Raw genomic sequence first — 18,562 nt, forward strand, 5'->3', positions numbered from 1 at the left:
CCTGAGAGGCCGAGAGTTGCCTAGGCCGACTTTTCGCGGCGCTCGGGAGTCTGGCGCTTGCGGGGGACGATCGTGGGTAGGACGTTGTCGTTGACGGTGTCGGCGGTGACGACCACCTTGGCGACGTCGTCGCGGCTGGGGATGTCGTACATGACCGGGAGGAGGACTTCCTCCATGATGGCGCGCAGGCCGCGGGCGCCGGTGCCGCGCAGAATCGCCTGATCCGCAACGGCTTCCAGGGCGTCCTGGGTGAATTCCAGGTCCACGCCGTCCATTTCGAACAGGCGCACGTACTGCTTCACCAGGGCGTTCTTCGGCTCGGCCAGAATGCGGACCAGCGAGTCCTTGTCCAGGTTGGTGACCGAGGCGACGATCGGCAGACGACCGATGAACTCCGGGATCAGACCGAACTTGATCAGATCCTCCGGCATGACGTCGGCGAAGTGATCGGCGGTGTCGATCTCGACCTTGGAGCGAACCTCCGCGCCGAAACCGATGCCGCGCTTGCCGACTCGATCCTGAACGATCTTCTCCAGACCCGCGAACGCACCCGCCACGATGAACAGCACATTGGTGGTGTCGATCTGGATGAATTCCTGATGCGGATGCTTGCGGCCACCCTGCGGCGGCACCGAGGCCTGGGTGCCCTCGAGAATCTTCAGCAGCGCCTGCTGCACGCCCTCACCGGACACGTCACGGGTGATGGACGGATTCTCGGACTTGCGGGCGATCTTGTCGACCTCGTCGATGTAGATGATGCCGGTCTCGGCGCGCTTCACGTCGTAGTCGGCGGCCTGGATCAGCTTCAGCAGGATGTTCTCGACGTCCTCACCGACATAACCGGCCTCGGTCAACGCGGTGGCGTCGGCGATCGCGAACGGGACGTTCAACATCTTGGCCAGCGTCTGCGCCAGGTAGGTCTTGCCACAACCGGTCGGGCCGAGCATCAGGATGTTGGACTTCATCAGCTCGACGGCCTCGCCGCGCGAGTCGCGGCCCTTGTCGCCCGCCTGAATTCGCTTGTAGTGGTTGTAGACCGCCACCGCGAGGGTGCGCTTCGCCGCGTCCTGCCCGATCACGTACTGCTCGAGGAAATCCCGGATCTCCGCGGGCTTGGGCAACTCGTCGAGCTTGACCTCGCTCGATTCGGCGAGCTCTTCCTCGATGATCTCGTTGCACAGGTCGATGCACTCGTCGCAGATGTACACCCCCGGTCCCGCAATGAGCTTCTTGACCTGCTTCTGGCTCTTTCCGCAGAACGAGCACTTCAACAGATCGCCGCCATCACCGATGCGCGCCATCTCCTGGGTCCCTACTTCCTTGTCCGCGTGCAACCGTCTGTCCCCGGTTGTCGGCGAGCTTGCCTACTTCGAGCGTATGCCGCGACCCCTGAGTTTGCGGATCCGGCAATTCGGCCGTGTCTCCAAAAGCTTGTGATGGATCCAAAAAGCAGAGCCGACAACCACGAGCAAAGGTCCCTAGAGTGACCGTACCCGCTTCTCGTGACCGAGGTCGACAACTTGGGCACGTTTCTCACCGGACATGTGCGTGGACTCACCTCTGCCCTGGGCGGCGGGGACGATCGCGCCCATCGGCGCACTCATCGCGGCCCCGCCACCCGCCCAGTTCACTTCTGGGCGCTGAGCTTGCGGTACTCGAAGACGGTGTCGACGATCCCGTAATCCTTCGCCTCGTGGGCGGTGAGGATCTTGTCGCGGTCGGTGTCCTTGCGGATGGTGTCGGCGTCCTTGCCGGTGTGACGGGCCAGCGTGGTCTCCATGAGACGACGCATGCGCTCGATCTCGGCGGCCTGGATCTCCAGGTCGGAGACCTGGCCCTGGATGCCACCCGAGGTGGACGGCTGGTGGATCAGGACGCGGGCGTTGGGCAGGGCGGCGCGCTTGCCGGGGGCACCGGCGGCGAGCAGCACGGCCGCGGCCGAGGCGGCCTGGCCCAGGCAGACGGTCGCGACGTCGGCGCGCACGTACTGCATGGTGTCGTAGATGGCCATCAGCGCGGTGAAGGAACCACCGGGCGAGTTGATGTACATGGTGATGTCGCGGTCGGGATCCAGGGACTCCAGCACCAGCAGCTGCGCCATGATGTCGTTCGCGGAGGTGTCGTCCACCTGCGCGCCGAGGAAGATGATGCGCTCCTCGAACAGCTTGTTGTAGGGGTTGGACTCCTTGACACCGAAGCTCGAGTGCTCGACGAACGAAGGCAGGATGTAGCGGCCCTGCGGCATCTGCATGCCGTTGGAGGAACCGGCGGCAGCGAAGGTGATGCCCGCGGCCCGGGGGTCGATCATGTTGGACATACGCGTCTCCAAAGTCTGTGTGAGTGGGCTGCGGACCTAGTTGCCGTTCGCCTGGTTCGCGTGGGTGATCACGTGATCGATGAAGCCGTACTCGAGGGCTTCCTTCGCGGTGAACCAGCGGTCACGGTCGGCGTCGGCGGTCACCTGCTCGACGGTCTTACCGGTGAACTGCGACTGGAGCTCGTTCATCTCACGCTTGGTGTAGGCGAACTGCTCGGCCTGAATCGCGATGTCGGCCGCGGAGCCACCGATACCGGCGGAGGGCTGGTGCATCATGATCCGGGCGTGCGGCAGCGCGAATCGCTTGCCCTTGGTGCCCGCGGCGAGCAGGAACTGACCCATCGAGGCGGCCAGACCCATGCCCACGGTGCGGATGTCGCACTCCGCGAACTGCATGGTGTCGTAGATGGCCATGCCCGCGGTCACCGAACCGCCGGGGGAGTTGATGTAGAGCGAGATGTCCTTGGTCGGGTCCTCGGCCGACAGCAGGAGAATCTGCGCGCACAGCTTGTTCGCGATGTCGTCGTCGACCTGAGTGCCCAGGAAGATGATTCGATTCTGCAGCAGTCGCTCGTAGACCGAATCACTGAGGTTCAGACCAGCAGTCGGCGATGTCATCTGCACCCCTGCCTGATGAATTGTCACGGATACCTGCCCTCTCTCACGGCTCGGTTACAAGCCCCTACTGATTCGCTGACACAAACCCTAACGAAACAGGGCGGCACCGAACTCCCGGTACCGCCCTGCTTCGCTCACAGCGCAAACTTACGCGAACGCTTCGCGTTCCCCCGTCCGGGGGTTCTCGAGGGTCTCACCCTCGAGAACCCCTGACCACGGGGTGTGTTGAATTCTTACTTGGCCTCGGCCTCGGCGGCTTCGGTGGCATCGGCCACGGTGGCGAGCTCTTCGGCGGACACTTCCTCGGCCTCTTCGGCCGGGTTGCCGAACATTTCGGCGGTGTCCACGGTGTTGCCCGCGGTGTCGGTGACGGCGGCCTTGACCACCACACCGGCCAGCGCCTTGCCGCGACGCACGTCGGCGAAGACCGCGCCCAGCTGACCGGCCTGCTGGATCTGCTGGATGAACTGATCCGGGCTCATGCCGTAGCGCTGGGCCTGGAAGATGATCCGCTCGTACAGCTCGTCCTGGCCGACCTGGGTGTTGTCCGCCTCGGCGACGGCGTCCAGCAGCAGCTGGGTCTTGACCGACTTCTCGGCGGCTTCCTTGGTGTCCTTCTTGAACTCCTCGAGCGAGGAGCCCTCGGCCTCGAGGGCCTCGGCCAGCTTGGCCTCGTCGTGGTCGAAGCCGTGGACTGCGTCGTGCTCGACGGCGTCGATCTCGGCCTGGACGACCTTCTCCGGCAGCGGGATCTCGACGGCCGCGAGCAGCGCCTCGAGCACCTTGTCGCGGATCTCACCGGCCTGCTGGACCTTCTTGACGCGCTCGACGCGGGTCTTCAGGTCTTCCTTCAGCTCGTCGATGGTGTCGAATTCGCTTGCCAGCTGGGCGAATTCGTCATCGGCCTCGGGCAGCTCGCGCTCCTTGACCGACTGCACGGTCACGGTGATGACGGCTTCCTTGCCCGCGTGCTCACCGGCGACCAGCTTGGAGGTGAAGTCCTTGGACTCGCCCTCCTTCATGCCGACCAGGGTCTCGTCCAGGCCCTCGATGAGCTGGCCCGAGCCGACCTCGTGGGACAGGCCGGTGGTGGAGGCCTCCTCGACGGCCTCGCCGTCGACGGTGGCGGACAGGTCGATGGAGACGAAGTCGCCGTTCTCGATGGCGCGCTCGACCGAGGTCAGGGTGCCGAAGCGGGCGCGCAGCGACTGCAGCTGCTCGTCGATGTCGGCGTCGGTGATCTCGATCGGGTCGACCGAGACGGCCAGCGACGAGTACTCCGGCAGGGTGATCTCCGGGCGGACGTCGACCTCGGCGGTGAAGGCCAGCTCCTGGCCGTCCTCGATCTTGGTGATCTCGATCTCCGGCTGGCCGATGACCTTGGCCTGGGTCTCCTGCACGGCCTCGCTGTAGCGCTTGGGCAGGACGTCGTTGACGACCTGCTCCAGCACCGCGCCACGGCCGACACGGGCCTCGAGAAGCTTGGCCGGTGCCTTACCCGGGCGGAAGCCGGGGATCCGGATCTGCTGCGCGAGGGCCTTGTAGGCGCGGTCGAAGTCCGGCTTGAGCTCCTCGAAGGGCACCTCGACATTGATGCGGACCCGAGTCGGGCTCAGCTGCTCGACGGTGCTCTTCACGGACATGCTCCTTGTTCGTTGTTCATGGTTGACGTCTAGGTTCCCCCCGAACGCATCCCGACCAGGTTAGTTGACGGCCCGATGAGCCGTGTAACCGGTCACGGCAGAGGGCAGCGCGACGGCCGGTCAGATGACCGGTCGCCCTGGTATCGGGGGTTTTGGGTCAGCTACCGACCTTGACGGCGTCGGTGACGAAGACGAGGGTCTCGTACGGCTTCATGCCGCGGCCGCCCGCGCCGTAGCCGAGGTCCGGCGGGATGATGAGCAGGCGGCGCGCGCCCTGCTGGACGCCGACCAGGCCCTGATCCCAGCCCTTGATGACCTCGCCCGCGCCCAGATCCAGGGGGAAGGTCTCGCCGCGGGTGAAGGAGCTGTCGAGCACCTTCTTGTTCGACCAGGTGACCAGCGTGTAGTTCATGGTCAGCTTCTGCCCGGCCTGCGCGCCCGGCCCGCTGCCCGCGACCAGGTCCTTCACGATGAGTTGCTTGGGCGGATCACAGTCGTCCGGAATGGTGATCTTGGGCGCCTGGCCGAAGCCGCCATCGACCTTGATGTCATCGGCGGTGCATTCGCGACCCTTGCTGGCCGTGGTGGTGGCGGCCGCGCTGGTGGTGGCCTTCGCCGTGGTGGTCGGCGCCGCCTTGTCGTCGCCGCCGCTGGAGCATCCCGCCGCCAGCACCACCGCTGCCACGACCGCACCGATCGCACCGACCTTGCCCACCAAGCGCATTCCCGCTCCTGTCCGTGATCCGGGGTGCCGCGGAGATTGCGACGCCGCGCCGAACCTACACGGCGGGATCGGATTGCGCCGGTGTGGGCGCGGCTGGCGAGTGGCCGACAGGGCTGGCGGTGGCTGATCAGCCGTGTGCCTGGCGGTCGGTGACCAGCAGTGCGTATTGGGCGGACGCGCGGTGGTGGGCGTCCGCCTCGGTGGAGGCGGTGATCAGGGCCAGGTAGCGGCCGTCGAGGACCAGGCAGGAGTATTCGCTGTCGCGCGCAGCCGGGTTCGCGTCGGTGTTCCGGAGGCAGACGGCGTCGGGGACGCCGGACGGTGCAGTGGCCACGGTGTGCGTCGCGTCCGGTTGCGAGAGTCGGCGCAGTGCCCGGCGGGCCGCCACGGCGTCCGGAAAGCGAAGCAGCCGAGCGGAATCGGTGATCGCGACACTTTCGACCGGGATGCGTTCACTGTCCCCGGGGCGGTTGACCCAGGTGTCGGCGACGACCGGGCCGTAGACGACTCCGCTGGCGCTGCGGTGCCCGCCCCATCCGGCGATGGGCTGCTGCTCATCGTGCGCCAGTCGCGGGTTCGGCCACTGCCCGGGTTCGGTGGGGAGCAGGCGGCTCAGCATGGCGTCGGGGTCCATGGGCAGGGCCACCAGCTGATCGTCCGGGGTGGGCGCGAAGGCGTCGAGCCGCGGCAGCTCGGCGTCGAAGGTCTTCTCCACCAAGGTCTCCATGGCCGCGCGGTCGGAGGTCGGGTAGGTGATGAACAGGCTCACCACGAAAGGGCCGTGCGCGAGGGTGGCCGCCATGGTCGGCACGTAGCTGCGCCAATGCCCGTGTGTCGCAAAGTAATCGGGGAAGGGAATATCGACATTGTCGCGATTGACCGCGAAGTCGCGCGAGTCGATCGCGCGGGCCGCGTCCATGGCCGTCATGTTGTCGCGCATGCGCAGGACGGTGAGGCGGACCGAGCGGGCCGGGCCGGTCGCGGGCATGCCGCTGGCGTCGATTACCGGCATGCCGGTGGGATCGTCGGTGCCGCCGATGCTGAACCCGGCCAGCATGCCGTGCGCGACGAGGGTCTGCACGGTGGCGTCGGCGAGTATGCCGACGACCTCCTCGGGTGTCGGCACCGGAATCGCCGAGATCCGGGACAGGGCCGGGTCGATATCGCGGGGCGAGACGACCGCGTCGGCCATCCGCGCCGATTCCATCAGTCGCCCATAGGTTTCCCCGGCATTCGGCGGTGCGGCCAGCGGCCTGCCGCTGTAGCCGCCGAGATCCAGGGTCCGCAGTTCCGGCGTCGCGGCCTGTGGCGTGCCCGCGATCGCGCAGGCGCCGACCAGGCCCACGACCGCGATTACCGAGAGGGATCCGACGTTTACCCGCCGGGTGGGTCGAACGAATCGGTGCATGTCGCCACCGCCTGTCACAGCTCCGGCCCGGGTCCGGCCCCCGATCGCGATGAGCCGACCGCCGTTTCGTCCCGGTCCATCGGATCGCCGACGAAACCCTCCCCCGGACATACTCTTTCGAGTGTGAGCGCGGTCACCGTGCTCGGCAAGCCCCCTACACCGGTGGCTCCGCCGACCCGGCGCGTGCGGGTTTCGCCGCCCCCGGGCAACGGTCTGCCGGAAGCCAACGCGCCGGAAATGTGATTGCCGCATCGCCGCTGGTACGGGAGCATCACCGGATGCTGTTGACGATTTCTTGTACGCGACCGGAGGCGGCGGGCTGGCCCGCGACCGACCTGGGTTTCCTGCTGCACAAGAATCCCTCGCGCATACAGACTTTCGAACAGTCCTACGGGGTGGCACACGTGTTCTACCCCGAGGCCGACGCGGACCGCTGCACGGCGGCGCTCATGTTGGAGATCGATCCGGTGCGGCTGGTGCGCGGGAAGTCCAAGGGGACGCCGGAATTCAGCCTGGGACAGTACGTGAACGATCGGCCGTACGCGGCGTCGTCGCTGCTGTCGGTGGCGCTGTCCACGGTGTTCGGTACCGCGTTGCACGGGCGTTGCGCGCAGCGGCCGGAGTTGGCCGAGACCGCGCTGCCGTTGCGCATCGCGCTCCCGGCGGTGCCGTGCAAGGGCGGGCCGGAGTACGCCGAGCGGGTGTTCGCGCCGCTGGGCTGGACGGTCGTGGCCACGCCCGTGCCGTTGGATCCCGCGTTCCCGGAATGGGGTGACTCCCATTACGTGCGTGTGGAATTGACGGGAACGCTGCGGTTGGCGGACGCGCTGTCGCATCTGTACGTGCTGTTGCCCGTGCTCGACGGCAGCAAGCACTACTGGCTCGACACCAATGAGATCGACAAGCTGCTGCGCTTCGGCGAGGGCTGGCTCACCGGCCATCCGGAGCGGGAGTGGATCACCCGCCGCTACCTCACCCGCCGCCACACCCTGGTGCGGACCGCCCTGGCCCGCCTGGCCGAACTCGATGACGCCGAACCCGAAGAACTCGGCGCGGTCGAGGAGGATTTCGACGACGACGCGAGCGACGCCGCGGCGGGCAGCGAAGTCGAAGCGACCGCGTCCGACACTGATCCGGCCGGAGAATCGGAGGCTGATTCTCCTGCGGCGGAGCCGGATTCGGCGTCTGCGGCGACGAGCCACGCACCGTCGGAGGTTGGTCCGGGTACGGCCGACGCGGTGTCCGGCGAGGAGCGCGGGCCGTCGTTGGCGGTGCTGCGGCGGCAGGCCGTACACCGGGTGCTGCTCGAGGCCGGAGCGAGCCGGGTGCTGGATCTGGGGTGCGGGCAGGCGGCGCTGCTGCGGGAGCTGGCCGCGGACCGGGCGTTCACCGAGATCGTGGGCGTGGACGTCTCGATGCGCGAATTGCACATCGCGGCCCGGCGACTGCGGCGGCTGCCGGAATGGCAGTCGCGGCGGGTCACCCTGCGGCAGGGCGCGCTCACCTACACCGACGCGTCGCTGAAGGGCTACGACGCGGCGGTGCTCATGGAGGTCATCGAGCACGTGGACCTGCCCCGGCTGAAGGCGTTGGAGCACGCGGTGTTCGTGGCGGCGGCCCCGGGCGCGGTCGTCGTGACCACGCCCAACAGCGAATACAACGTGCGCTACGACGGACTCGACGCGGGCACGTTCCGGCACACCGATCACCGATTCGAGTGGAGCCGGGCCGAATTCGCCGACTGGGCGGGCCGGGTCGGCGAGACGTACGGCTACGCCGTGCGATTCGAGCCGGTCGGGCCCGAAGACCCGGAGCTGGGGCCCTCGACACAAATGGCCGTGTTCACCAAACAGCAGAACGACAGCGACGAGAAAGGAGCCGCGTAATGGCTGAGCTGTCCGTACCGGTGCTGTCGCTGGTCGTCTTGATCGGCAGCAGCGGATCCGGGAAATCGACCTTCGCGCACAAGCACTTCCGGTCCACGGCGATCCTGTCCTCGGATGCGTACCGCGGGCTGGTGAGCGATGACGAGGCCGATCAGTCGGCCACCGACGAGGCGTTCGCGCTGCTGCACCATGTGGCGGGCGTGCGGTTGCGGCGCGGGCTGCGGACCGTCATCGACGCCACCAATGTGCAGCCCAAGGCGCGGCAGGCGCTGGTCGAACTGGCTCGCGCGCACGACGTGCTGCCGGTGGCGATCGTGCTGGACGTGCCCGAGGCCGAATGCGTGCGACGCAATGCGCTGCGCGCCGATCGCGCCGATCTTGGTCCGCACGTGGTCGGCCGCCACCAGCGGGATCTGCGGCGTTCGCTGAAATTCCTGGAGCGCGAGGGCTTCCGCAAGGTGCACGTGCTGCGCGGCGTCGAGGAGATCGACGCGGCGACCATTCGCGACGAGCGGCTGTGGAACGACCGCACCGATCTCACCGGGCCGTTCGACGTGATCGGCGACGTGCACGGGTGCCGCAGCGAATTGGAGACGCTGCTGGGCGAACTCGGCTACGTCATCTCCCGCGACGAGGACGGGCGCGCGGTCGACGCGCGCCACCCGGACGGGCGGACCGCGATCTTCGTGGGCGACCTCGTCGATCGCGGGCCCGATACCCCGGGCGTGCTGCGGCTGGTAATGGGCATGGTGGGATCCGGAAACGCCCTGTGCGTCACCGGAAACCACGAGTTCAAGCTGGTGCGCGCGCTCGACGGCCGCCGGGTCAAGGTGGCGCACGGACTGGCCGAATCGCTGGCCCAGTTCGAGGGCGAGGACGCCGAGTTCCGCAAGGCCGCACACGAATTCATGCGCGGCCTGGTCAGTCACTATGTGCTCGACGGCGGCAAGCTGGTGGTGGCGCACGCGGGGCTGAAAGAGGAGTACCAGGGCCGCACCTCGGGTCGCGTGCGCGAGTTCGCCATGTACGGCGAATCCACCGGCGAGACAGACGAATACGGGCTGCCGGTGCGCTACCCGTGGGCCAACGACTACCGCGGCAAGGCGCTGGTGCTCTACGGCCACACGCCGATGACCGAGCTGGTATGGGTGAACAACACCTTGTGCCTGGACACCGGCGTGGTGTTCGGCGGCCGCCTGACCGCCCTGCGCTACCCGGAGCGCGAGCCGGTATCGGTTGCGGCCGAACAGGTCTGGTTCGAGCCGGTGCGCCCGCTGCAGGCCGCCACCTTCGCCACCGGTACGGCCGTGGTGCAGCGGGACCCGGGCGTGCTGGACCTGGACGACGTGCTCGGCCGCCGCGTGGTGGAGACCCGCCACCTGGGCCGGGTGAGCGTCCGGGAGGACGCCGCGAGCGCGGCGCTCGAGGTGATGAGCCGCTTCGCGGTGGACCCGCGCTGGCTGGTGTACCTGCCGCCGACCATGTCGCCGTGCGCCACCTCCACCCTCGACGGCTACCTCGAGCATCCGGCCCAGGCCTTCGAGTACTACCGCGCGGAGGGCGTCGACACGGTGGTGTGCGAGGAGAAGCACATGGGTTCGCGTGCGGTCGTGGCGGTTTCGCGATCGGCGCGGGCGGCCCGGGACCGTTTCGGGGTCGAGGACGGCAGCACCGGCGCGGTGTACACCCGCACCGGCCGCCCGTTCTTCGACGATCCGGCGCGGACCGAGACGCTGCTGGCCCGGGTGCGGGCGGCGGCCGAAATCGCCGGGCTGTTCGAGGAATTGGACACCGACTGGCTGCTGCTGGACACCGAGCTGCTGCCGTGGTCGGCCAAGGCGATGGGGCTGTTGCGCTCCCAGTACGCGGCGGTCGGCGCAGCGGCGCGGGCCTCGCTCGGTGAAGCCTCCGAGCTGCTCGCGGCCGCGACCGAAAGGGGTTTGGCGGTAGGCGATCTCGCCGCGCGCACCACCGCGCGCCGGGCCGACGCCGACGCCTTCACCACCGCCTACGGCCGGTACTGCTGGCCCACCGACGGTCTGGACGGCGTCCGCCTGGCCCCGTTCCAGCTGCTGGCCGCCTCCGGCGCGAATTACGCCGTCCGCGACCACAACTGGCACCTGGCACACCTCGACCGCCTAGCCGCCGCCGACGCTGAGCTCTTCACCGCGACCGGCCGCCGCGTGGTCGACCTCTCCTCCCCGGAGGCCGAGGCCGACGCGACGGCCTGGTGGACCGACCTCACCGCGGCCGGTGGCGAGGGCATGGTGGTCAAACCGCTCGGCTCCCTGGTCACCGGTGCCAACCGCAGCGGCCGCCCGGTCCAGCCGGGCGTGAAATGCCGTGGCCCGGAATACCTCCGGATCATCTACGGCCCGGAATACCTCCACCCGGACCACCTGACCCGGCTCCGTTCGCGCGGCCTCGGCGGCAAGCGCTCCATGGCCTTGCGCGAATACGCCCTCGGCCTGGAAGCCCTGGACCGCTTCGTAGCCCGCGAGCCCCTGTGGCGGGTTCACGAGGCCGTCTTCGCCGTCCTGGCGCTCGAGACCGAACCGGTCGACCCGCGCCTGTAGGCCCCGGCACCGGCTGGAAACGGCGGGGCCGCTGCCACTTACCCAGTGCAGCGGCCCCGCCCTATTACTGGCTACCGACTACTCGGAGAGCCTCTCGGTCATTCCGACACGCACTTGGGCGGAATCCGTTGAGCCGATATGGATCCGTCCGGGGAGGGGCGTCAGACGGTGCCGTCGGCGGTCTCGGCGGCGGAGAGGTGGTCCTGGAGGCGTTGGAGGTAGGGGCGTTGGCCTTTGCCCAGTTTTTCTTCGGCGGCTACTAGGTCCAACCAGGCGGCGCGGTCTATTTCGGGGAATTCGGCGAGACGGCCGGAGCGGGGTGGCCATTCCATTTCGAAAGTGCCGGGGACTATTTGGGTCGGGTCGAGGTCGGCTTCGACGGCCCAGACGGTGAGTCGCTTCTTGCCGCGGCCGCTGCCGTATTCGACGTCGCCGAGGGGAATCCACTCGCCGTCGGGGACGGGCAGGCCGAGTTCCTCGGTGAATTCGCGGCGGGCGGCGGCGCGCGGCTGCTCCTCGTCGGGTTCGTATTCGCCCTTGGGGATCGACCAGGCGGCGGCGTCCTTCTTGGCCCACAGCGGGCCACCCAGGTGTCCGAGCAGCACTTCCAGTCCGGCGGTGCGGCGGAACAGCAGGACTCCGGCGCTGTATCTGAGACTCATGCCACCGAGTTTGCCGAATCCCTCGGCGGGCGCGCACCTCGGGCGCTACGGTGAGCGACACTGCGGCAAACCGGATGTTTCGGATTATTTCCCAATATCGGACGAACAATTCCCATCGGCCGCTTACGCCCGAAACCTATTCGGAACATACGAATTCCATTAAGCTCCGAGATTCGGATCGGCCCAACACCTGATGACGGAATGGATAGCGCATGTCGTTTCGCAACGTCTCCGCGACTGCCACCCTGGTGACCGCCGCGCTCATTGGTCAGGCGGTCGCACTATCGGTGGTCCACGCCCAGCCCGCGGCACCCGCCCCCGATTCACCCGGCCTCGTGTACTCCACCAAGCTCGTCGACAAGACGGTCGTCACCACGATCAAGGGCGGCACCTTCGAATTGACCGCCTCCCCCGATTCCGATCCGGCCAAGCTCGATGTCGTGAACCTGAAGGACGCCACCGGCAAGGTGCTGCTCTCCCTGCCACTGCACTTCCATCTGGGACCGGTCGATATCCCCGTCAAGCCCGAGCTGCGTCAGGACGGGAGCGTCTTGGCGCTCACCCCCGACAAACCCTCCGGCCTGACACTCACCGAGCCCATCACCGTGAAACCCGTCGCCTCCAAGACCGAGGACGACCGCGCCCTGAGCTACTTCACCACCCAGTTCGGCCTGGCCACCACCATCGGCACCTTCGTCGGCACCGCCCTGGGCGCGACCGTCGGCTGCGTGGCCACCATCATGGCGGGCTGTGTCGCCGGGTTCCTCACGGGCGCGACGGTCGGCGGCATCCTCGGCACCATCGCCCTGGGCGGCCCGACCCTCATCGCCTCCGGCATCGACCTGCTCACCACCCTGCAGGCCCCGGACGGCACCACCCGGTGGGCCGACAAGACGACTCCCGCCCCGCAACCCGCCGCACCCCAGCCCGCCGCCGTCCCGGGCAGCTAGCTCCTCGAAATCACACGCGGACAACGGGTTCGGGTCAGGCCTCCGGTATCGGCACCCGCCAGACCACGGTCGTCCCGCGCCCGTCCAGTCCCCGCCCGATCTCCACCACGCCGTCGAGCTCGGTGGCCCGCTCCGCGATATTGCGCAGGCCACCGCGTCGCGGCGCGTCGCCCACGCCGATACCGTTGTCCGCCACCGAGATTCGCAACTCGCCGCGGGCGGCGGTGACGGCGACATCGATGCGGGTGGCGTCGGCGTGCCGGACGGTATTGGACAGCGACTCCCGCAGCACCGCCAGGGCCTGACGCGCGGTCTCCGGCGGGACGAGGGTGTCGATGGGTCCGTCCTGGCGCAGCTCCGGGGTGAAGCCCAGGTGGCGGGCGGCGGTGGTCACCAATTCGGTAATGGCACTGCGTAATCCGCCCTGTCCCCCGTTCGTCGACTGCAGCGAGAAAATGGTGCCGCGAATGTCCTGAATGGTGTCGTCCAGGTCAGCCACCACACGCTCGAGGCGGTCGGCGATCTCCGGCGCGGGCTGCATGCGCAGCGCGCCCTGCAGCGCCAGCCCCGAGGCGTAGATGCGCTGAATGACGGAGTCGTGCAGGTCGCGCGCGATGCGATCACGGTCCTCCATGACGGCGATCTTGGCCGAATCCTGTTGTCGCCGAACGGTATCGAGCTGCACCTGTTCGTACATGCGCACATTGGTGATCTTGGTGGCGGCAATGACGGCCAGCGCGTCGATGATCCGCTCGTCCTCGTCGGTGAAGGCGCGGCCGCCGCGCTTGTTGGCGAGGTAGAGGTCCCCCAGCACCCGCCCGCGATAGCGCACCGGCACCCCGAGGAAGCTGCCCATCGGGGGATGCCCGGCGGGCCAGCCCAGGAAGGCCGGATGCTGGGTCAGATCGTCCAGCCGCACCGGATCCTCCCCGGACAGCACCACCCCGAGCACGCCCAGACCGCTCGGCCAGTGCCCGATCCGCCGAATGGTCGCCTCGTCCATACCGACCGGAACGAACTGCGCCAGCCGTCGCTCACCGGGCCCGTCATCCGATTCCAGCAACCCGAGCGCACCGTATTCGGCATCGACCAGCCGGACCGCCGCGGACACCAGCTTCCGCAGCACCAGATCCACGTCCAGGTCGGAGACCACCGAATAGACGGCCTCGACCAGATCATGCAGCCGCTCCCCCGGCGCGGTCAGCTCCCGCAGCTCATCCGGTACGACACCCCACGACTCCTCGGACATGACCAAAGGCTACCCATCAGCAACATGGGGACATTTGTCTCTGTGGCCGGGTGTCGCCGGGGAGAAGCATGAAGTCACACCATTTCGGCTGATTGAGGAGTCACACAATGACGATGATCGGAACCGAGCCGCGCACCGAAGCCTGGACCGGATTCAAAGGCGGCCTGTGGCGAGACACCATCGACGTGCGCGACTTCATTCAGCAGAACTACACGCCCTACGAGGGCGACGGCGGCTTTCTGGCCGGACCCACCGCCCGCACCCTGGGCATCTGGGACAAGCTGAGCGCCATGTTCCCCGCCGAGCGCGAGCGCGGCATCTACGACGTGGACCAGCACACCCCGTCCACCATCACCGCCCACAAGCCGGGCTACATCGACGAGGACCATGAGCTCATCGTCGGCCTGCAGACCGATGCCCCGCTCAAGCGCGCCATCATGCCCTATGGCGGCTACCGCATGGTGCAGACCAGCCTCGCGGCCTACGGCGTGGAGGAGGATCCGAAGGTCACCGAGATCTTCACCAAGTACCGCAAGACCCACAATGACGGCGTTTTCGACGCCTACACCGCCGATATTCGCGCCGCCCGCAGCGCCGGGATCGTGACCGGCCTGCCGGACGCCTACGGCCGCGGCCGCATCATCGGCGACTACCGCCGCGTCGCGCTCTACGGCATCGACAAGCTGGTCGAGGCCAAGCAGGCCGATCGGGCCGCGCTCGACGAGCTGTGGGCCGATGACGAAACCATCCGTCGCCGTGAGGAAGTCAGCGAGCAGATCCGCGCGCTGGGCGAGCTGAAGCAGATGGCCGCGTCCTACGGCTTCGACATCTCCAAGCCCGCGAGCACCGCGCAGGAGGCCATCCAGTGGCTGTACTTCGCGTACCTGGCCGCGGTGAAGGAGCAGAACGGCGCGGCGATGTCGTTGGGCCGCACCGCGAATTTCGTCGACATCTACCTGGAGCGGGATCTCGCGGAAGGCCTGATCACCGAGGAGCGCGCCCAGGAACTGGTGGACGACTTCGTGATCAAGCTGCGCATCGTCCGCTTCCTGCGCACCCCCGAGTACGACGAGCTGTTCTCCGGCGACCCGACCTGGGTGACCGAGTCCATCGGCGGCATCGGCAGCGACGGCCGTCCGCTGGTGACCCGCACCAGCTTCCGCTACCTGCAGACCCTCTACAACCTCGGCCCGGCCCCCGAGCCGAACCTGACCGTGTTCTGGTCGCCCGCGCTGCCGGAGGGCTTCAAGCGCTTCTGCGCCAAGGTGTCCATCGACACCAGCTCCATCCAGTACGAGTCGGACGAGCTGATGCGGCCGCGCTTCGGCGACGACACCGCCATCGCCTGCTGTGTCTCGGCCATGGAGGTCGGCAAGCAGATGCAGTTCTTCGGCGCGCGAGTGAATCTCGCCAAGACGCTGCTGTACGCCATCAATGGCGGGCGCGACGAGAAGAAGGGCAAGGTCGTGGCGCGCGGCTTCGAGCCGATCACCTCCGAGGTGCTCGATTACGAAGAGGTCGACGCCGCCATGGACAAGCTCATGGACTGGCTGGCCAAGACGTATGTGCACGCGCTCAACGTGATTCACTACATGCACGACAAGTACGCCTACGAGCGCATCGAAATGGCGTTGCACGACTTGGATGTTCGCCGCACCATGGCCTGCGGTATCGCCGGTCTGGCCGTCGCCGCCGACTCCCTGTCGGCCATCAAGTACGCCAAGGTGACCCCGGTCCGCGACGAGACCGGCCTGGCCGTCGACTTCGAGATCGAGGGCGACTTCCCCAAGTACGGCAACAATGACGACCGCGTCGACTCCATCGCCGCCGAGCTGGTGGAGCGGTTCATGCAGAAGGTCCGCAGGTACCCGACCTACCGGAACGCCGAGCACACCCAGTCGGTGCTGACCATCACCTCGAATGTGGTGTACGGCAAGAAGACCGGCAATACCCCCGACGGCCGTCGGGCGGGCGAGCCGTTCTCGCCGGGCGCGAACCCGATGAACGGGCGCGACACCCACGGCATCGTGGCCTCGGCCATGTCGGTGGCCAAGCTGCCGTACGAGCATGCGACGGACGGTATTTCGCTGACCACCACGGTCACGCCGCAGGGCCTGGGCCGCAGTGCCGACGAGCGGATCACCAATCTCGTCGGCGTGCTGGACGGCTACATCGCGACCAATGGCTTCCACATGAACGTCAATGTCCTCAACCAGGACACGCTGCTGGACGCCATGGAGCACCCGGAGAACTACCCGCAGTTGACGATTCGCGTCTCGGGTTACGCCGTGAACTTCGTCCGACTGACCCGCGAGCAGCAGCTCGACGTCATCAACCGCACCTTCCACGCGAGCCTGTGATGACCGCGGTCCTGGCTCCGACCCGCACCGGGTCCGTCCACTCCTGGGACATCTCCACCGGGGTGGACGGGCCGGGCACCCGCTTCGTCACCTTCCTCAGCGGCTGCCCGCTGCGGTGCCTCTACTGTCAGAATCCCGATACTTGGTTGCGCAGCAACGGAACTCCCATGAGCGTCGACGACGTCCTCTTGGAGGCGGCCAAATTCGTGCCGTTCATCCGTGCGTCCGGCGGCGGCGCGACCATCAGCGGCGGGGAACCGTTGCAGCAGCCGGAATTTGCGACCTCCCTGCTGCAGGGATTCCAAGGTCTCGGGCTGTCCACCGCCCTCGATACTTCCGGCTATCTGGGGCGCCTGGCGTCCGATGAGCTGCTCGCGGCCACGGACCTGGTGTTGCTGGATATCAAGGCCGGACAGCCCGAGACCTACCGTCGGCTCACCGGCCGCGATCTGAAGCCGACGCTGGACTTCGCGCAGCGGCTGGCCAAGCGCGGCAAGCGGGTGTGGCTGCGGTATGTGCTGGTCCCCGGCCTCACCGACCCCCTCGAGGAGATCGGGGCGGTGGCCGGGTTCGCCGGTGGCCTCGGCAATATCGAACGGGTGGATGTGCTCCCGTTCCACACGCTGGGCCAGTCCAAATGGGAGGCGCTGAACCGCCGTTTCGTGCTCGCCGATACCCCGACACCGACCACCGAGCAGGTCGAACGAGCACGAGATATTTTCCGGGACGCGGGCCTGACGGCCTACTAAGACCTTGTCGGGGACAAGGAAACAGGGGAATGGACGCGGCGGATGGCGGAGGTTTCGGACCGCCACCCGCCGCGTTCGCCTACCCGGATTCGACCCGATCGGCTGCGAGGATGATCACCGTGGACAACTCAGACAAGAAGATCCGAGTCTTCCTTCTGGACGACCACGAGATCGTGCGCCGCGGCCTGCAGGATCTGCTGGAGGCCGAGGGCGACATCGAGGTCGCCGGTGAGGCCGGGTCCGCCGCCGAGGCGCTGCGCCGTGTCCCCGCCGTCCGCCCCGACGTCGCGGTCCTCGACGTCCGCCTCGAGGACGGCGACGGCGTCACCGTCTGCCGCGACCTGATCTCCGAAATCCCCGACCTCAACGTCCTCATGCTGACGTCCTTCTCCGACGACGAGGCGCTCCTGGGCGCGGTCCTGGCCGGTGCCAAAGGCTATGTCCTGAAACAACTTCGCGGCCCGCAGCTGATCGACGCCATCCGCCGGGTCGCCGCGGGTGAATCCCTCATCGACCCCCGCACCGCCGCCGAGGTCACCGAACGCCTGCAACAGCGCGCCCCCGCCAACCCGCTGGCCGACGTGGACCTCACCGAACGCGAGAAGCAGATCCTCCTCCACATCGGCCAGGGCCTGTCCAACAAGGAGATCGCGGGCAAGATCTACCTCTCCGAGAAGACGGTCCGCAACTACGTCTCCGCCCTCCTGTCCAAACTCGGCCTGGCCCGCCGCTCCCAGGCGGCCATCCTCGCCGAACACCTCCGCCACGAACACGGCGACAACTGGGCCGACGGCGTCCGCTAGCCCACCGCGTCGAGCCGCTTGCGGAACCAATGCTCCGCATACGGAGAGTCGTTGTGCGGCTCGGTCTCCACATACCCCAACCGCTTGTACAGGTTGCGCGCCTCGACCAGATCGCTCCGGGTATCGAGCACCATCTCCGTGGCCCCGAGCTCCCGGGCAGCATCCTCGGCCGCCCCCACGAGCAAGGCGGCACCCCCCTTCCCCCGCACCCACTTCTGCAGGAACACCCGAGTGAGTTCGGCCGTACTCCCATCCAACAACCGCACCCCCGCACTCCCCACCGGCTCCCCGTCATACCAAGCAACCAACAACCGCCCACCCGGCGGCTCAAGCTCGCTCCCACTGGTTGCCGCGATCCCCCGTTCGAGCTCCTCAGGCTCCGTACCCACCCCACCGCGGGCCAGAAACCACCGATCACTCACTTCGGTGTAATACGCCCGCCACAGCGCGCGAGCAACCGCGGAATCGAACGCCTCCACCCCCACGATCCACACCACCCGCCCATTCTGCGCCCCACCCGCACTACGGTGTCACTGCTAGCCCCCGATCGAGAACCCGCCCAACGCAAGCGTGAAGGTTCCCATGACAGGCATCCTCATCCTCATAGCCGCCCTCGC

Annotated in this window: 15 protein-coding genes; 6 read left to right on the plus strand and 9 right to left on the minus strand. The window is 67.7% G+C overall.

Translation table 11 applies throughout. The annotated features are described in order from the left end of the window. Positions 1-20: 20 nt before the first annotated feature. The 6 genes from clpX to VMT40_RS12425 all read right to left on the minus strand — a co-directional run bounded on the left by clpX (position 21) and on the right by VMT40_RS12425 (position 6,710). Positions 21-1,301: an ATP-dependent Clp protease ATP-binding subunit ClpX gene (gene clpX / locus VMT40_RS12400; RefSeq protein ID WP_326311754.1), complete on the minus strand. Its 1,281-nt coding sequence runs from the start codon at positions 1,299-1,301 to the stop codon at positions 21-23. 326 nt (positions 1,302-1,627) lie between these two features. Then, positions 1,628-2,251 (minus strand): ATP-dependent Clp protease proteolytic subunit, encoded by a 624-nt coding sequence (locus VMT40_RS12405; protein ID WP_326358602.1) that lies wholly within the window; start codon positions 2,249-2,251, stop codon positions 1,628-1,630. A 102-nt stretch (positions 2,252-2,353) separates the two neighbouring features. Then, the gene (locus tag VMT40_RS12410) at positions 2,354-2,935 is read right to left on the minus strand and encodes an ATP-dependent Clp protease proteolytic subunit (RefSeq protein WP_326358118.1); all 582 of its coding nucleotides are present in this window, start codon (positions 2,933-2,935) and stop codon (positions 2,354-2,356) included. A 233-nt stretch (positions 2,936-3,168) separates the two neighbouring features. Beyond that, a complete protein-coding gene (tig, locus tag VMT40_RS12415) occupies positions 3,169-4,572 on the minus strand; it encodes a trigger factor (protein WP_326358119.1) in 1,404 nt (467 codons plus the stop codon). A 163-nt stretch (positions 4,573-4,735) separates the two neighbouring features. Next, positions 4,736-5,302, minus strand: coding sequence for an FKBP-type peptidyl-prolyl cis-trans isomerase (locus VMT40_RS12420; protein WP_326358120.1), 567 nt, complete (start codon positions 5,300-5,302; stop codon positions 4,736-4,738). Positions 5,303-5,429: 127 nt separating this feature from the next. Next, the gene (locus VMT40_RS12425; protein ID WP_326358121.1) at positions 5,430-6,710 is read right to left on the minus strand and encodes a DUF7373 family lipoprotein; all 1,281 of its coding nucleotides are present in this window, start codon (positions 6,708-6,710) and stop codon (positions 5,430-5,432) included. Between the two features lie 278 nt (positions 6,711-6,988). Here VMT40_RS12425 and VMT40_RS12430 point away from each other — a divergent pair, with 278 nt between their 5' ends. Together VMT40_RS12430 and VMT40_RS12435 are read left to right on the plus strand one after the other, a co-directional pair. Beyond that, positions 6,989-8,596 carry a 3' terminal RNA ribose 2'-O-methyltransferase Hen1 gene (locus VMT40_RS12430; protein ID WP_326358122.1) on the plus strand — a complete coding sequence of 536 codons (1,608 nt, stop codon included), beginning with the start codon at positions 6,989-6,991 and terminating at the stop codon, positions 8,594-8,596. Beyond that, positions 8,596-11,172: a polynucleotide kinase-phosphatase gene (locus VMT40_RS12435; RefSeq protein WP_326358123.1), complete on the plus strand. Its 2,577-nt coding sequence runs from the start codon at positions 8,596-8,598 to the stop codon at positions 11,170-11,172. The genes VMT40_RS12430 and VMT40_RS12435 overlap by 1 nt, the downstream gene beginning before the upstream one ends. 161 nt (positions 11,173-11,333) lie before the next feature. On the opposite strand, the gene VMT40_RS12440 is transcribed toward VMT40_RS12435, so the two are convergent. After that, positions 11,334-11,834: an NUDIX domain-containing protein gene (locus VMT40_RS12440; protein WP_326358124.1), complete on the minus strand. Its 501-nt coding sequence runs from the start codon at positions 11,832-11,834 to the stop codon at positions 11,334-11,336. A 212-nt stretch (positions 11,835-12,046) separates the two neighbouring features. On the opposite strand from VMT40_RS12440, the gene VMT40_RS12445 reads away from it, so the two are divergent. Then, complete coding sequence (locus tag VMT40_RS12445) at positions 12,047-12,784, plus strand: hypothetical protein (protein ID WP_326358125.1); 738 nt, start codon at positions 12,047-12,049, stop codon at positions 12,782-12,784. 34 nt (positions 12,785-12,818) lie between these two features. Here VMT40_RS12445 and VMT40_RS12450 read toward each other — a convergent pair whose 3' ends face one another. Beyond that, entirely contained in the window at positions 12,819-14,033 is a 1,215-nt protein-coding gene (locus VMT40_RS12450; RefSeq protein ID WP_326358126.1) for a GAF domain-containing sensor histidine kinase, read from the minus strand. A 113-nt stretch (positions 14,034-14,146) separates the two neighbouring features. On the opposite strand from VMT40_RS12450, the gene pflB reads away from it, so the two are divergent. The 3 genes from pflB (at position 14,147) to VMT40_RS12465 (ending at position 17,945) form a co-directional block, all read left to right on the plus strand. After that, positions 14,147-16,393, plus strand: coding sequence for a formate C-acetyltransferase (gene pflB, locus VMT40_RS12455; protein ID WP_442789978.1), 2,247 nt, complete (start codon positions 14,147-14,149; stop codon positions 16,391-16,393). Beyond that, positions 16,393-17,142, plus strand: coding sequence for a pyruvate formate-lyase-activating protein (gene pflA, locus VMT40_RS12460; protein WP_326358128.1), 750 nt, complete (start codon positions 16,393-16,395; stop codon positions 17,140-17,142). Before pflB ends, pflA begins: the two co-directional genes overlap by 1 nt. Before the next feature lie 119 nt (positions 17,143-17,261). Beyond that, positions 17,262-17,945, plus strand: a complete 684-nt coding sequence (locus VMT40_RS12465; protein WP_326358129.1) for a response regulator transcription factor — start codon at positions 17,262-17,264, stop codon at positions 17,943-17,945. Here the strand turns inward: VMT40_RS12465 and VMT40_RS12470 are convergent. Continuing rightward, positions 17,942-18,442: a GNAT family N-acetyltransferase gene (locus tag VMT40_RS12470; RefSeq protein WP_326358130.1), complete on the minus strand. Its 501-nt coding sequence runs from the start codon at positions 18,440-18,442 to the stop codon at positions 17,942-17,944. The two genes, VMT40_RS12465 and VMT40_RS12470, sit on opposite strands and share 4 nt — an antisense overlap. Between the last annotated feature and the right edge of the window lie 120 nt (positions 18,443-18,562).

Source organism: Nocardia sp. CDC160 (assembly GCF_035818795.1).
In the GTDB taxonomy this organism is placed as follows: domain Bacteria; phylum Actinomycetota; class Actinomycetes; order Mycobacteriales; family Mycobacteriaceae; genus Nocardia.